This is a genomic window from Streptomyces sp. M41(2017), from assembly GCF_002078175.1.
GTDB lineage: Bacteria > Actinomycetota > Actinomycetes > Streptomycetales > Streptomycetaceae > Streptomyces.
The window spans coordinates 3326556-3339420 of sequence record NZ_MWFK01000001.1 but is presented as its reverse complement, the minus strand read 5'-3'; the positions used below and the strand labels follow the sequence as shown (position 1 = coordinate 3339420).

The 12865-nt window shown below is 72.6% G+C and carries 10 protein-coding genes; 1 reads left to right on the top strand and 9 read right to left on the bottom strand.

The window, feature by feature from the left end; all coding sequences use genetic code 11:
- Window positions 1-285: 285 nt before the first annotated feature.
- The 9 genes from B0675_RS14790 to B0675_RS14755 all read right to left on the bottom strand — a co-directional run bounded on the left by B0675_RS14790 (window position 286) and on the right by B0675_RS14755 (window position 12320).
- Window positions 286-1755: a hypothetical protein gene (locus tag B0675_RS14790; protein ID WP_241539788.1), complete on the bottom strand. Its 1470-nt coding sequence runs from the start codon at window positions 1753-1755 to the stop codon at window positions 286-288.
- On the bottom strand, window positions 1752-3485 hold the full coding sequence (locus B0675_RS14785; protein ID WP_241539943.1) for a DUF3492 domain-containing protein: 1734 nt from the start codon (window positions 3483-3485) through the stop codon (window positions 1752-1754). The genes B0675_RS14790 and B0675_RS14785 overlap by 4 nt, the downstream gene beginning before the upstream one ends.
- A gap of 235 nt (window positions 3486-3720) precedes the next feature.
- Window positions 3721-5562: an ABC transporter ATP-binding protein gene (locus B0675_RS14780; RefSeq protein WP_081219285.1), complete on the bottom strand. Its 1842-nt coding sequence runs from the start codon at window positions 5560-5562 to the stop codon at window positions 3721-3723.
- A gap of 35 nt (window positions 5563-5597) precedes the next feature.
- On the bottom strand, window positions 5598-6596 hold the full coding sequence (locus B0675_RS14775; protein ID WP_081219284.1) for an ABC transporter permease: 999 nt from the start codon (window positions 6594-6596) through the stop codon (window positions 5598-5600).
- Window positions 6593-7660: an ABC transporter permease gene (locus B0675_RS14770; RefSeq protein ID WP_081219283.1), complete on the bottom strand. Its 1068-nt coding sequence runs from the start codon at window positions 7658-7660 to the stop codon at window positions 6593-6595. Before B0675_RS14770 ends, B0675_RS14775 begins: the two co-directional genes overlap by 4 nt.
- Before the next feature lie 4 nt (window positions 7661-7664).
- Complete coding sequence (locus tag B0675_RS14765) at window positions 7665-9386, bottom strand: ABC transporter substrate-binding protein (RefSeq protein WP_081219282.1); 1722 nt, start codon at window positions 9384-9386, stop codon at window positions 7665-7667.
- 200 nt (window positions 9387-9586) lie between these two features.
- Complete coding sequence (locus tag B0675_RS42565; protein WP_323178179.1) at window positions 9587-9679, bottom strand: Ms4533A family Cys-rich leader peptide; 93 nt, start codon at window positions 9677-9679, stop codon at window positions 9587-9589.
- Between the two features lie 56 nt (window positions 9680-9735).
- Complete coding sequence (locus B0675_RS14760; protein ID WP_081219281.1) at window positions 9736-11322, bottom strand: DUF3152 domain-containing protein; 1587 nt, start codon at window positions 11320-11322, stop codon at window positions 9736-9738.
- A gap of 8 nt (window positions 11323-11330) precedes the next feature.
- A complete protein-coding gene (locus tag B0675_RS14755; RefSeq protein WP_081219280.1) occupies window positions 11331-12320 on the bottom strand; it encodes an alpha/beta hydrolase in 990 nt (329 codons plus the stop codon).
- 159 nt (window positions 12321-12479) lie between these two features.
- Between B0675_RS14755 and B0675_RS14750 the strand changes: the two genes are divergently transcribed.
- Entirely contained in the window at window positions 12480-12698 is a 219-nt protein-coding gene (locus B0675_RS14750) for a hypothetical protein (protein WP_081219279.1), read from the top strand.
- The last annotated feature ends 167 nt before the right edge of the window (window positions 12699-12865 follow it).

Genomic DNA, 12865 nt, shown 5'->3' with positions numbered 1-12865 from the left:
GGCCGGAACAGGACGCGCCGTACGAGGACGCGCCGTACGAGGACGGACCGTGCGAGGACATGCCGCAGGAGTCAGGACCGTGCGAGGACGGACCGTGCGAGGACATGCCGCAGGAGTCAGGACCGTGCGAGGACGGATCGTGCGCCGTGGCGGCGTCGTCGAAGGGCCGCGTCGCGCGGCGGTCGTGCGTGGCAGCGTGCCTCGACGCTGCCCGGACCCCGGGGTCGGCGGCGCCGGAAGCCGGTGGCTCGGTTCGGCCCGTTCGTCTGGTCTCGTCCCCGGCGTTCATGGGGCCTCGCCGGTCCGGGCGTGGGCCGAGGCTCGGGTCAGCGTGCGGGAGGCGTGGAGGAGCAGGATGCCTGCGCCCGCCGCGCACACCAGGGCGGGTACGGCGCCGGGTCCCCCGGTGTCGACGAGGGCGTCGACGGGGGTGGCCAGGAACGAGCAGCCGGGGAGGCGGGCCGCGTAGACCGTGGTCAGGGCCGCTGCTTCCAGCGTGCCCGCTGCTGCGAGGGCCAGGGCCGGGGCGTGGGCGAAACCGCGCGCCGTCAGAAGCCGTGCGAGCAGGAGGAGCGCGCCGAGGGCGCCGGCTCCGGCGTAGGCGGGAGGCTCGTCCAGTACCGCGCCGCACAGGGCGAGCAGGGCGAACAGGGCGCACACGAACAGGCCGAACGCGCCGAGGAGCAGGGGTTGGACGGAGGCGGCGAACTCCTCCAGCCCCCGACTGGTGGTGAGTCGGCGGCGAGCGCGGCTGACGAACAGGTGGGCACACCAGGCGGCGGGAGCGCAGGCCAGCGAGAGGGCCAGCACCGGGGCGGTGGCCAGGGGCCAGTTTCCGTCCGGCCCGCCGTTGAGCCCGGCGCTCAGCAGGCCGTCGCCGAGAAGGGCGTACGCGATGAGCCAGCACGTCCACGCGAGGGTGGCGCCCGTCGTACCGTGGCTGCTGCTCAGCGGGCCGCGACGCAGCGCGAGGCGCAGGCCGAACGCGACGGCGAGGGCGCCGGACGCGGCGACGGCGAGGCGCGGTTGCCCGTGTGTGAGCCGCAGCCCGGCGACGACGCCCGCAGCGAGGGCGCCCGGGACCAGGGCGAGGACGGTCCAGTAGGCGCGCTTACCGGGCGTCGCCGGGGTCTCCGCGTCGGGCGCCGTGGCCTCGCCGTCGCGCGCCACGCGCGCGTACATCTCCTCGGCGAGCGAGAACACGTCCCGGTGGCGGAAGCGGGCGGCGGTCCGGTCGGTCACGCCGTGCGCCTCCAGGCCGGCGGCGATCTCCAGCGGGTCGACGGCCCGTTCGCAGAGTTCGCGGTGCCGGTGCATCAGCGCCTTCACGGGGTCCGCAGCTCCCCTGCGCCCGGCGTTCCTGCGCGTGCCGTCGGCGCCCTCGGTACTGGTGCCGGGGCCGGGGAGCCTGCGCCCCGCGAAGTCCGCCTCCGCTCCGACGCCGGGAAGGCCCGTACCAGGAAGGCCCATGTCAGGAAGGTCGCTGCCAGGAAGGCCGTTGCCAGGAAGCTGGTCCTCACCATCGGCGGTCCCGGAACTCGTGCTGTCCACGGCGGTGTCGGAGAGCATCAGCCCACCGTCGGCACCCTCGGCTCGCGCGCCGCCGGCCCGTGCCGCTCCCTCCGCGACCTCCACACCCCCGCTCCCGCTCCCACTGCCGGCTTCGCCCGCCTCCCGCGCTTCCGTGCCGCCGTCGAGGTCGCGTTGCGTCAGGTCGCCCGCGCCTCCGCGGGCGCCGGTGGTGTCGCCGGTCATGCGCCCTCCCCCGCCGGAACGGTGGCCGTGGCACGCACCGGTGCCCCGTCGCCCCACCGCGGCCGGCCCGCGGCCATCAGGCGGGCGTCGGTCCAGCGGCCCGGAAGGTGGGCCTCGGCGGGAACGCCGAACGGCAGCGGCTCCCCCGCGTTGTCCACGACCAGGCGGCGTACCGGAGCGTGCGAGACGATCTCCAGGTAAATGCCGTGAAATGCCGCGATGTTCTGCTCGACGGTGAAGAGTTCGAGAGCGCGGGCGCGGGCGGCGGCACCCAGGCGCTCGCGGCGCTCGGGGTCGCGCAGCAGCGTCACGCACGCCTCGGCGAGCGCCCGCGGGTTGCGCGGCGGCACCACCAGTCCCGTACCGCCGATGACCTCGACGACCGCGCCCACGTCGGTGGAGACGGTGGCCCGGCCGCAGAACATGGCCTCGACGAGGCTGATCGGGAAGCCTTCGACGACGCTGGAGAGGACGACGAGGGCACCGGAGGCGTAGGCCTCGGCGAGGCTCGGGACCTCCGGTCCGCCGATCTCCTCGAAGGACACGGGGTTGTCGCCGACCGCGTGCACGCCCTCGGCCTCGTCGGGGAAGAGCTGGGCGGCGAGCGCCTTGCAGTGGGCCAGGTAGGTCGCGCCGTCCGGGCCGTCGGCGGGGGCGCCGACGATCCGCAGCCGCGTCTTCGGCTCCTCCTTGCGGACCTCCGCGAAGGAGTGCAACAGGGAGATGAGGTCTTTCGCCGGCTCGATGCGGCCGACCCACACCAGCGTGTCCGGGTCCGCGCACCGGCTGCCCTCGGCACCCTCCCCGACCTCGGCGAAGCGCTCGGCCTCCATGCCGGGGTAGACGGTGCGCAGCTTGGCGCGGTCGGCGCCGCAGCGCTCCTGCCAGCGGCGGGCGTGGGCGTTCCCGGGCGTGATGAGTGTGGCCGCGCCGTACACCTCGGCGGCGAGCGCGCCGTGGAACGCGGCGAGCAGGGCACGGACGGCGGGAGCCTCCGTGACGACGGCGGAGGACAGGTAGTGCGCGCGGAGCTGCACGCCGTACTCGGTGACGAGCAGCGGGACTCCGAAGAAGTGCCGGGTGAGGAGGCCGGGCAGGGCCGCCGCTCCGCCTGCCGCGGCGTGACACAGATCGACCGAGCCGAGGGCGTCGTCCTCGTACCAGTCCAGCGAGAGGGGCCGCAAAGCGCGTTCGATGTGGCCGGCGACGGCGAGCAGGTCGGGTACGCGTGCCGCGCGGGCGGTCCGCAGCGCGCCGGGCGCGCGACAGGCACGCTCCAGGGCGCGGACCGCTCCTTCCGAACGGAGGGCGCCGACCAGCCCGCCCTCGTCGCGGGCGAGTTCGGCGAGGGCGTACAGCGCGCTGGCGAAACGGTCCGCCTCCACAGCGGAGGAATCCGCCGCCCCTGCCGTGGGGTCCGTCGCGCCGGGTGTCTCCGGTCCCGCGCAGACGGCCGCGGCGAGTTCCCCGTACGCCTCGGCGAAGCGGCGGCGTGCGCGCCGTCCGTGGACCACGCCGTCGTCCTCCGCCGTCCACAGGGGCGCGGTGCGGACGCGGCTGACCTGGGAGGGAAGCTGGATCCAGCCCTCGTCCTCCTGACGCTCGGTGCGGCTGAGCGCGTAGATGTCGAACTCGTGCTGCCCGAGCCCGCGCACGAGCCGGTCGCACCAGAGTCTGGCGTCACCGCTCACATACGGATAGCCACCCTCCGTCAGCAGTCCGATGCGCACGAGCACACCCCCGATCTCCCGTATGGGGAGCCGCCGTTGACCCGGCGGCTCGCAGCGGGACGAACGTATGCGGACAAGGCGGTGGCGCGACGGACGGTTGTCCATCGCGCCACCAAAAGGGGTGAACGGTCGTAACTTTCCCGCACGGGAGGCGTTCTGTCGCGCTAAGAGATCAAGCGGTCACGTTCGGTCGACCGCCGCCCGTGACCGGGCCGCCGCCCGCGGGCCTCACGCGCTACGCCGGTGCCGGCTCCTTGCCGTCGGTCTCCTTGCCGTCGGCCAGCTCCCTGCGGGCCGCGCGTCGACGTGCCGCGACCTCCGGGTCGAGTGCCGGGACGGCGGCCAGCAGTCGGCGGGTGTACGGGTCGGCCGGACGCTCGTACACGTCGTCGGCGGGTCCGTACTCGACGAGCCTGCCGCGCCGCATCACGGCCACCCGGTCGCTGACCTGGCGTACGACCGCGAGATCGTGCGCCACGAACACCAGCGCCAGCCCGAGTTCGCGCTGCAGTTCGCCGAGCAGGGCGACGACCTGGGCCTGCGTGGTGACGTCGAGCGCGGAGACCGGCTCGTCGCACACGATGGCGCGCGGCTCGGCGGCCAGGGCCCGTGCGATGCCCACGCGCTGGCGCTGGCCGCCGCTGAACTCGTGCGGGTAGCGGTCGTAGTGCGCCGCTTCGAGCCCCACACGCTCCAGCAGTTCCCGTACCCGCGCCCGGATGCGTCCCTCGTCCCGCTCGCCGCGCGCCCGCAGCGGGTCGGCGATGGACTCGCTTACGCTGCGCCGGGGGTTGAGGGAGGAGACCGGGTCCTGGAAGACCATCTGCACGGAAGGGCGCACGCCGGACTGTTCGCGCCCCTCGTAGCGGATCGACCCGCGCGTGGGCTCCAGGAGCCCCACCAGCATTCTTCCCAGGGTGGTCTTCCCGCTGCCGCTCTCGCCGACGACACCGAGGGTCTCGCCCCTGCGGACGGTCAGCGACACGTCGTCGACGGCCGCGAACCGCTGCTTCCCGCGCCCGAACTCGCGCCGGAGCCCGACCGCTTCGAGGACCACGTCGTTCGACGGAACGGTCGCCGAGCCGCCGCTGTCCGTGCCGGCGCTCTCCCCACCGGCGCTCCCCGTACCCGCACGGGCGGTCTCCGCCGCGGGACCGGGCCCACCGGCGGAACCGGCCGTCTCCACCCGACCGGGATCCCCTGCCGGATCGGCGGCCGTTCCGGTCGTGCCGCCCCCGCCGGTCGCCCGGGGTGTCTCCACGCGCGGCACCGCGCCGAGCAGTTCACGCGTGTACGTCTCCCGGGGGGCGCCGAGGACGGCGGTGACCGGTCCGTGCTCGACCGCGCGGCCGTGACGCATCACGAGGATCTCGTCGACGCTCTCGGCGGCGACGCCGACGTCGTGGGTGACCAGCAGCAGGCCCATCCCGGTCTCCTGCCGCAGCGTGTGCAGCAGGTCGAGGATCTGCGCCTGGACGGTCACGTCGAGGGCGGTGGTCGGCTCGTCGGCGATCAGCAGCTCGGGTTCGCAGGCCAGCGCCATGGCGATGAGGGCGCGTTGGCGCATGCCACCGCTGAACTCGTGCGGGCGCGAGCGGGACCGGCGTACGGCGTCGGGGATGCCGACCCGGTCCAGCACGTCGACGGCTCGCGCGCGTGCGGCGCGGCGCGAGGCCTTCGTGTGCACTCGGTACACCTCGGCGATCTGGTCGCCGACCGCGTAGTACGGGTCCAGGGACGACAGCGGGTCCTGGAAGACCATGGCGGCCTTGCCGCCGCGCAGCCGGCCCAGCTCGTCGTCGGACGCCCGCTGCACGTCCACGCCGGCGACGCGGACCGTGCCGGTGACGTGCGCCCCGGTGCCGCGGTGCAGCGCCAGCAGGGCCGAGGCCACCGTCGACTTGCCGGAGCCGGACTCGCCGACCAGCCCGAGGGCTGCCCCCTTCCGCAGGCGGAAGGAGAGCCCGTCGACGGCCCGCAGGCCGCCGAAGTCGACGGACAGGCCGTCCACTTCGACCAGCGGGGCCGCGACGTCACCGCCCCCGTTCGCGGAGGCCGCAGTGTCCGGCGGGGCCATGGAAGCCGTCGCGGACACGGTCGTGGAAGAGTCGCTCATGCGAGCACCACCCGTCGGTCGGCCACCGCGTACAGCACGTCCGCGACGGCGTTGGCGATGACCACGAAGAAGCCGATGACCAGGACCATGCCGACGACCACGGGTAGGTCGACGACGTTCACGGCGTGGACCAGTTCCTGGCCGATGCCGGGCAGTCCGAAGAGCGTCTCGGTGAGGACGGCGCCGCCGATGGCACCGCCGACGTTGTTCGCGTTGAGCGCGATGATCGGCGCGAACGCCCCGCGCAGCGCGTGCCGTCCGATGATCGACCGCTCGCCGACGCCGTACGCGCGGAAGGTGCGGATGTGGTCCTCGGCGAGCGTCTCCAGCATCGACGCCCGGGTGAGCCGGGCGAACGTGGCGGCCTCGATGAGGGCGAGGGAGAGCCAGGGCAGGAGCAGGTTCCAGGCCCACTGTTCGGGGTCGTCGGTGAGGCTGACGTACTGCGGGAAGGGCAGGAGCCGCAGTTGCCCGCACACGATGATCATCAGGACGAGCCCGATGACGAAGACGGGGGTGGCCACGCCCGCGAGCGTCACGCCGGTCAGCACGCGCTCGCTGATCCGGCCGCGCCGCCACGCGGACAGGACGCCGGTGCCGACGCCGAGGATCAGCCAGAGGATCATCGCGCCGAACACGAGGGACAGGCTGACCGGCAGCTTCGCGAAGATCAGCCGGGTCACCTGCTGGCCGCCCTGGTACGACATGCCGAGGCAGGGCGCCGAGCAGTGCTCCACGGACGTGCCCGTGGAGTAGTCCTGGCCGACGAGGATGCCCTGGAGGAAGTGCCAGTAGCGCACGTAGAGGGGGTCGTCGAGCCTCAGCTGCTGGGCCACCTGGTGCACTTGCTCCGGGGAGCAGCGGGGGCCGCAGGTGATCTGGGCGACGTTGCCGGGTGTGACGAAGAAGACGACGTAGACGATCACCGAGATGGCGAGCAGGGTGATCAGGGTGCCGACGAGGCGGCGCAGGAGGAATCCGCCGAAGCCGCTCATGCCCGCTCCTCCTTACGGCCGGTGACGTCCGCCCCGGCGTTCGCGTCCGTGGCGGCCTGCGCGGTGTCCGCGTCGGCCCTGGCCTCACGAATGCGGCCGGTGCCGATGCTCAGACGGGAGGCGGCGCGCGGGTCGAGAGCCGTACGGATGCCGTCGCCGAGGACGGTCAGCGCCAGGACGGTCACGAAGAGCGCGCCGGCGGGCAGCAGCAGATACTGCGGGGCGGCCTGGTACCAGACGTCGGCGGCGGTGAGCATCTGTCCCCAGGAGGGTGTCGGGGGCTTCACCCCGACACCGAGGAAGGACAGCGCGGCCTCCACGCTGATGTTCATCGGGACGAGGAGCGCGGCGTAGGTGATGACCGGCGCGGCGAGTCCGGGCAGCAGTTCACGGCGGGCGATCCGCCAGGTGCCCCAGCCGCTGAGCCGGGCGGCGGAGACGTAGTCGAGCCCCTTGAGGGTGAGGGTCTGGGCGCGCGCGATCTTCGCGACGTTGCCCCAGGCGATCAGGCCGATGACGAGGGCGACCAGCAGGGGGCGCGGGAAGCTGCTCGGCACGATCGCGAGCAACGCCAGCGACATGATCATCAGCGGCATCGCGATGATGATCTCGGTGAAGCGGCTCAGCAGCTGGTCGACCCAGCGCGTGCCGAGCGCGGCGGCGACACCGACCACGACCCCGATGAGGACCTGGACGACGGTCGCTCCGAGCGCGACCCCGAGGGAGACGCGCGCCCCGTAGACGAGACGGGCGAAGAGATCGCGGCCGGTCTGCGGTTCGACGCCGAGCCAGTGGTCGGCGCTCAGTCCGCCGAACGACCCCACGGGGACCCCGCCGCGAGCGGAGTCGACCAGCGAGGGGTGGTAGGTGGTGGGGTCCTGGCCCTCGATCGCGGTGAGCAGCGGTGCGGCGATCGCGACCAGGACGAGGAGGGCGACGACGGCCGCCGCGACGAGGGCGGCGCGCTGCGCGAGCAGTCGCCGCCAGAACTGACGGGCCCCCGAGGCCCCCGTGACGGACGGATCCGTCACGGGGGCCGAGGAGGCGACAAGTGCCTCGCTCACGGTGCTACTTCACCGCGACCTGGGAGATGTCCAGAACGCCGGTCCAGTCGCTGATCACGATGTTCTTGACGTCCTTGCCGTACAGGCGCTTGTAGACGGGGTGGAACAGCGGCACGGTGAGCGCCTGCTCGCCGATCTTCTTGTCCAGCGCGCCCCAGCGCTTGGCGGCCTCGTCGAGGTCGGTCAGCTTGTTGATCGCGTCGATCTCGTCGTTGACCGACTTGTCGTTCAGGAAGCCCGTGTTGAAGTTGGCGCCGTCCTTGACGATCTGCCGGCCGTCGAAGATCGGGGCCAGGAAGGGACCGCCGGAGGGCCAGTCGGCACCCCAGTGGGCGAGGAAGAAGCCCGGCTCGGTCGTGACGCTCTGGACCTTGTCGCTGTAGTCGTTCGACTCCAGGCCCTGGAGCTTGACGGTGATGCCGGCCTTCTTGAGCGCGTCCTGGATCGCGGTGGCGATCTCCGGGCTGGTCTCGAAGTCCTTGCTGTTGGAGTGCGTCAGCGTCACGGTCAGGCCGTTCTTGTAGCCGGCCTCCTTGAGCAGTTCCTTGGCCTTCGCGGCGTTGCCGGACGCCCCCGCCGGGAAGTGGTCGTACGGGGTGTAGCCGAAGGACTTCTGGTTCGGCAGGTACGTGGTCGCGGGCTCGGCGAGCGAGGAGCCGCCGGCCGCGTTGACGACCGAGCTGCGGTCGATGGCGTAGGAGATCGCCTGGCGCACCTTGGGGTTGTCGAACGGCTTCACCTTCGGGTTGAAGGCGATGTAGTTGGTGTAGCCGAAGTGGCCGGTGCCGACGCGGGAGGCCAGCTCCTTGTCGCCGGTCACCTTGGCGAGCTCGGCCGGGCCGAGGTTGGTGTCCGTGGTGACGGCGGCGGCGTCGGGGCCCTGGGAGGAGGACAGCCGCTGGTTGATCACGGACGAGTCCAGACCGGACCGTACGTCGATCTTGTCCGGGTAGGCCTTGCGCTCGGCGTCGGTCGACGCGGACCAGTGGGTGTTGCGCTCCAGGAGCAGCCGCTCACCGTCGTTCTCGTTCTTGACGACCTTGTACGGGCCCGAGGAGACCGGGTGCTGCTCGTACTTGGTGCCGGTGTCCTTGGCCTTCGGGACGGGGGTGAACTGCGTCTGCGTGGCCAGGTAGGGGAACTCGCCCTCCGGCTTGTTCAGGTGGAAGACGATAGTCAGGTCGTCGGGCGTCTCGATCGAGTCGAGGCCCTTCTTGTCCTTGTAGGGACCCTGGTAGTCGGCCCCGCCGATGAGCCAGTCGCGCAGGTAGGGCGCGCCGCCGGAGAGTTCGGCGGCGAAGGAGCGCTCGATGCCGTACTTGATGTCGGCCGAGGTGATCGGCGAGCCGTCCTCGTACTTGAGCCCCTTCTTCAGGGTGTACGTCCACACGGTCGCGTTCTTGCTCGGGCGGCCGGTGTCGGTGGCCAGGTCGGGCACGACCTCGGAGCCGGCGGCGCCGTTCTCGCGGTTGCGGGTGGTGAGCGTGCGGAAGACGAGCGAGGGCACGTTGCCGCCGCCGGAGGTGTAGAGCCGCGCGGGGTCGAAGTCCGACTGCGGGTTGGAGTTCAGCACGCTGAGCGTGCCGCCCTTCTTCGCCTGGGAGTCGCCGCCTCCGGAACTCTTGGCATCGTTGTCCTCAGGGCCGCAGGCGGCGGCGCCCGCTGCCACGACCAGGCTGACGGATGCCACTGCCACGCGGCGGGCTATGAGGGACGGTTGACGCATCGGAAGACGACCTCTCGGATGGTTCGAATACTGAGACGGAATGACGCGGAATGAGACAGCGGGGCACGGAGCCCGCCCAGGGCGTCAAGCGTCGGAGTCCGACCGGACCGGAGGAGGTACGGGCGCGGGGAACCGGAGAGGTTCGGGGGCGCACGGAAACGAGACGAGAAGGATTGCGACGCACTCGCCGGGGGCGGGCGTCAGCGACAGTCGATGTCGGCCACGCACAGTGCGGTCACGCCGATGAGCGCCAGCTCGATGGCGGCGCAGACGGAGGCGTGACGGGGCGACATGCGCCAAAATATGAACGAACTTTCGGCGCATGTCAACGTGGCCCGAGGGCCTCCTGTCAACTCCCGGGATACACCCAGGGGTTGGCCCGGCAGTGGATTCCGTCGTGGTCGAGGAACTTGGTCTGCTGCTGCATGACCGGGGCGAGCTCGCCGTCCTTGTCGCAGGTGACGTGCCCGTATCCGAGCCGGTGGCCGACCTCGTGGTTGATCAGCATCTGCCGGTAGGAGTGAATCTTGTCACCGTAGGTCGTCGAGCCCTGGGCCCAGCGGTACGCGTTGATCATGACGCGTTCGGTGGACGCCGAGTCGCACGAGACGTTGTCCTCCGTGGTGTCGAGGCCCGACTTGGCGCACCACTCGGCGGTGGTCCCGGGGCTCGCCAGCGTGATGACGAAGTCCGGTTTGCCCGAACTGATCCGCTCGAAGGTGCGGGCGCCGCCGTGCGCCCAGCTCCGCTTGTCGTTCAGCGTCTTCTGGACGGCCTCGGCGAAGAGCGCGCCCTCCAGACCGAGCCCCTGTTCCACGTCGACGCGGTACGTGTACTTGCGTCCCGTGCCGGGCGCCTTGGCGAACCCGGGCACGGCGTCGAACTTCCCCGACCCCTTGAGCTTCGCGCCGAGCGGGTACGTCCTGGCCATCTTCTGGTCGTACGTCAGGGCCACCGCGGCCACGCTCGGGTGGCCCGCCTGGGTCGGCCTGCCGTCCCCGCGCGAGGCGGGGTCCTGGGTCGCGCGGCCGCCTGCGGCGGACTGGGTCCGGGCGCCGGCGTCGTGCTGTCCGCTCGCGACCTGTCCGGCGACGACGACGGCGAGCACGGTGGTGACGGCGGCGGCGGCGATCCCGGTGAACGCCCGCCCCTTGCCGCCTCGGCCCTTCTCCTGTTCGCCGGTCTCCGGCAGTGCCGGTCCACCGGGTCCGCCGGAGCCGTCGCCCTCCGTGTCCCACGACGTGACGGAGCCGTACGGGTCGTCGGTCCGGGGGCCGGCCGTGCGGCCGGGAGCGCCCGAACGGGGGGCGAAGAGGTCGTCGTCCTCGTCCGTGGCGACGTCGAACGCGTCGACGTAGGCCTGCCGCGGGGCGGTCGGGTGCCCCTGGCGCGGGCGCGGGACCATCGGCCCGGGAGGCGCTCCCTGCACGGCCGCGCCGGCCCGGGACTCCCCCCAGCCGCCGCCCTGTTCACGCTGCTCGGGGTGTCCGCCCCGGACCCGGGGCATCCCGTGGGCGGGCGTCCCGTCGGGAAGTCGTGGTGTCCCGTGGGCGGGTGTCCCGTCGGGAAGTCGTGGTGTCCCGTGGGCGGGTGTCCCGTCGAAGACGCGCGGTACGCCGTGCGCGGGGGTGCCGTCCTGGAAGCGCGGGACCCCGCGTGCCGGGGTGCCGTCCGCGAAACGCGGCACGCCGCGCGCGGGGGTGCCGTCGAAGGCCTGCGGGAATCCGTGGGCCGGCGTCGCGTCGGCGCGCGGTGGTGCGCTGCGGGGTGAGCCCGTACCCGTCGGCGGGTAGGGCCCGAGGGCGCCGGGACGGGGCGCCGCCGTTCGACGGGTCCGGTCAGGGCCCGGCTCCGGTGACGGCTCCGCCTCGGGAACCGCTCGCGTCTGCGAGGTCTCTGCCTTGTCGGCCCGCCCCCGACGACTGTGTCGTCCCACTTCCCGCCTCAGCTCTCCGCGCCGGTTGCCGCCTCGGAGGTCAACTCTCCCTGGTCCGCGAGGAGTTCACGGAAGGCCGTGGCCACCGTCTGTGGATACTCCATCATGGCGACGTGCCCCGCGTCCGGCAGAGTCAGCAGCCGGGAGTCGCGGAAGGCACGGGCCGCGCGCTGGGCCATACGGTAGCCGACGAGCTGGTCGCGGCCGCCATAGACCAGCAGGGTCGGAGCGAGCACGCGCTCCGCCTGCCGCCACAGCCCGTGCTGGCCGCCCAGGGTGTACGCGTTGACGATCCCGCGCGCGGAACGCGCCATGGCGTCCCAGAAGTAGGGGAGCGCGAGCCGCCGCTCCATCTCCTCCACCGCGTCACGGAACCCCTCGGGCGTCACGATGGTGGGATCGCCGTAACAGAGGGCCGTCACCCCGCGGACGCGTCGCTCGGCGCTCCACTCCCTGGTCAGGCGGGTGAACAGACCGGCCACCCCGGGCAGGGCGAGCAGCGCGGTCGGCCAGGCGCTCCGCTGGGCGCGGATCTCGGGCAGGGCGGGCGAGACGAGGGTCAGCGTGCGGACGAGATCGGGGCGGACGGCGGCCACACGCGTCGAGACGGCACCGCCGAGCGAGTTGCCGAAGAGGTGGACGGGCCCGCGTCCGGACGCGTCGAGATAACGGATGACCGCGCGCGCGTGTCCGGTGACCGAGTAGTCGCCGTCGTCCGGCGGCGGCGAGTCGCCGAACCCGGGGAGGTCGAGGGCCTCGCTGTCCACCAGCCCGTCGACCCGGGCCATGAGCGCCGACCAGTTCTGCGAGGAGCCGCCCAGGCCGTGCACGTACAGAGCGGGCGGCAGCCCCTCGCGGGCCGGGGGCCTCGACCGGACCGTCAGCGTGACCCCGGGGAGCCCGACCGACCGCAGCCGCTCGCCCTCCGCGACCCTGACGGCACCGACCCTGGGCGTGACGGTGGAGGCCAGCGCGGACGGGAGTTCGGTCGAAGACATGCCGCAATGTTACGAGACGATCACGCCGGGGCTCATGTGTTCGCCGTCACAGATCGCCCGGAGATCGCATAGCGCCCCGATCGCGTGTCTCCTAGGCTTCGATCGAGGGCACTCGCAGGTACGTCAGGAGCGCACTCGTACCGTTCGGGAAGAGGAACCATGACAGTCGACCCGACAGATCCCACGACGTTCGACGACCAGTTCCGGGACATCCTCGACCTGGAGGCCCCGGAGGCGGACGCCGCCGAGCAGGCCGGCGAGATCGATCCCGCCGAGGACCTGGACCCGGAGCCCCCGGGCGATCCCCTCAGCGCCGACGAGGGGGATCGCGCCGAGCAGGCCCGGGTCGTCCGGCAGAACGAGGACGACTACAGGTGACGCGACACCGCTGATCAGGGCCGTAGCGAGGGGTGGGCGCCCGGCTCGTCCCCTTCGGCCCCCTGTGCGCCGCCGCCGTCGGCGTCCGGTCCGTGAAATTCTGCGCTCGCACCGCACACAGCACGGTTACCGAAAAGTACGATGGCGGCGCGGCGCACACCGCAGTG

Excerpts from the sequence above, each read along its gene's own strand:
- B0675_RS14790 (WP_241539788.1), bottom strand. The coding sequence starts at position 1,755 with ATGACCGGCGACACCACCGGCGCCCGCGGAGGCGCGGGCGACCTGACG.
- B0675_RS14780 (WP_081219285.1), bottom strand. The coding sequence starts at position 5,562 with ATGGCCCCGCCGGACACTGCGGCCTCCGCGAACGGGGGCGGTGACGTC.
- B0675_RS14775 (WP_081219284.1), bottom strand. The coding sequence starts at position 6,596 with ATGAGCGGCTTCGGCGGATTCCTCCTGCGCCGCCTCGTCGGCACCCTG.
- B0675_RS14765 (WP_081219282.1), bottom strand. The coding sequence starts at position 9,386 with ATGCGTCAACCGTCCCTCATAGCCCGCCGCGTGGCAGTGGCATCCGTC.
- B0675_RS42565 (WP_323178179.1), bottom strand. The coding sequence starts at position 9,679 with ATGTCGCCCCGTCACGCCTCCGTCTGCGCCGCCATCGAGCTGGCGCTC.
- B0675_RS14755 (WP_081219280.1), bottom strand. The coding sequence starts at position 12,320 with ATGTCTTCGACCGAACTCCCGTCCGCGCTGGCCTCCACCGTCACGCCC.
- B0675_RS14750 (WP_081219279.1), top strand. The coding sequence starts at position 12,480 with ATGACAGTCGACCCGACAGATCCCACGACGTTCGACGACCAGTTCCGG.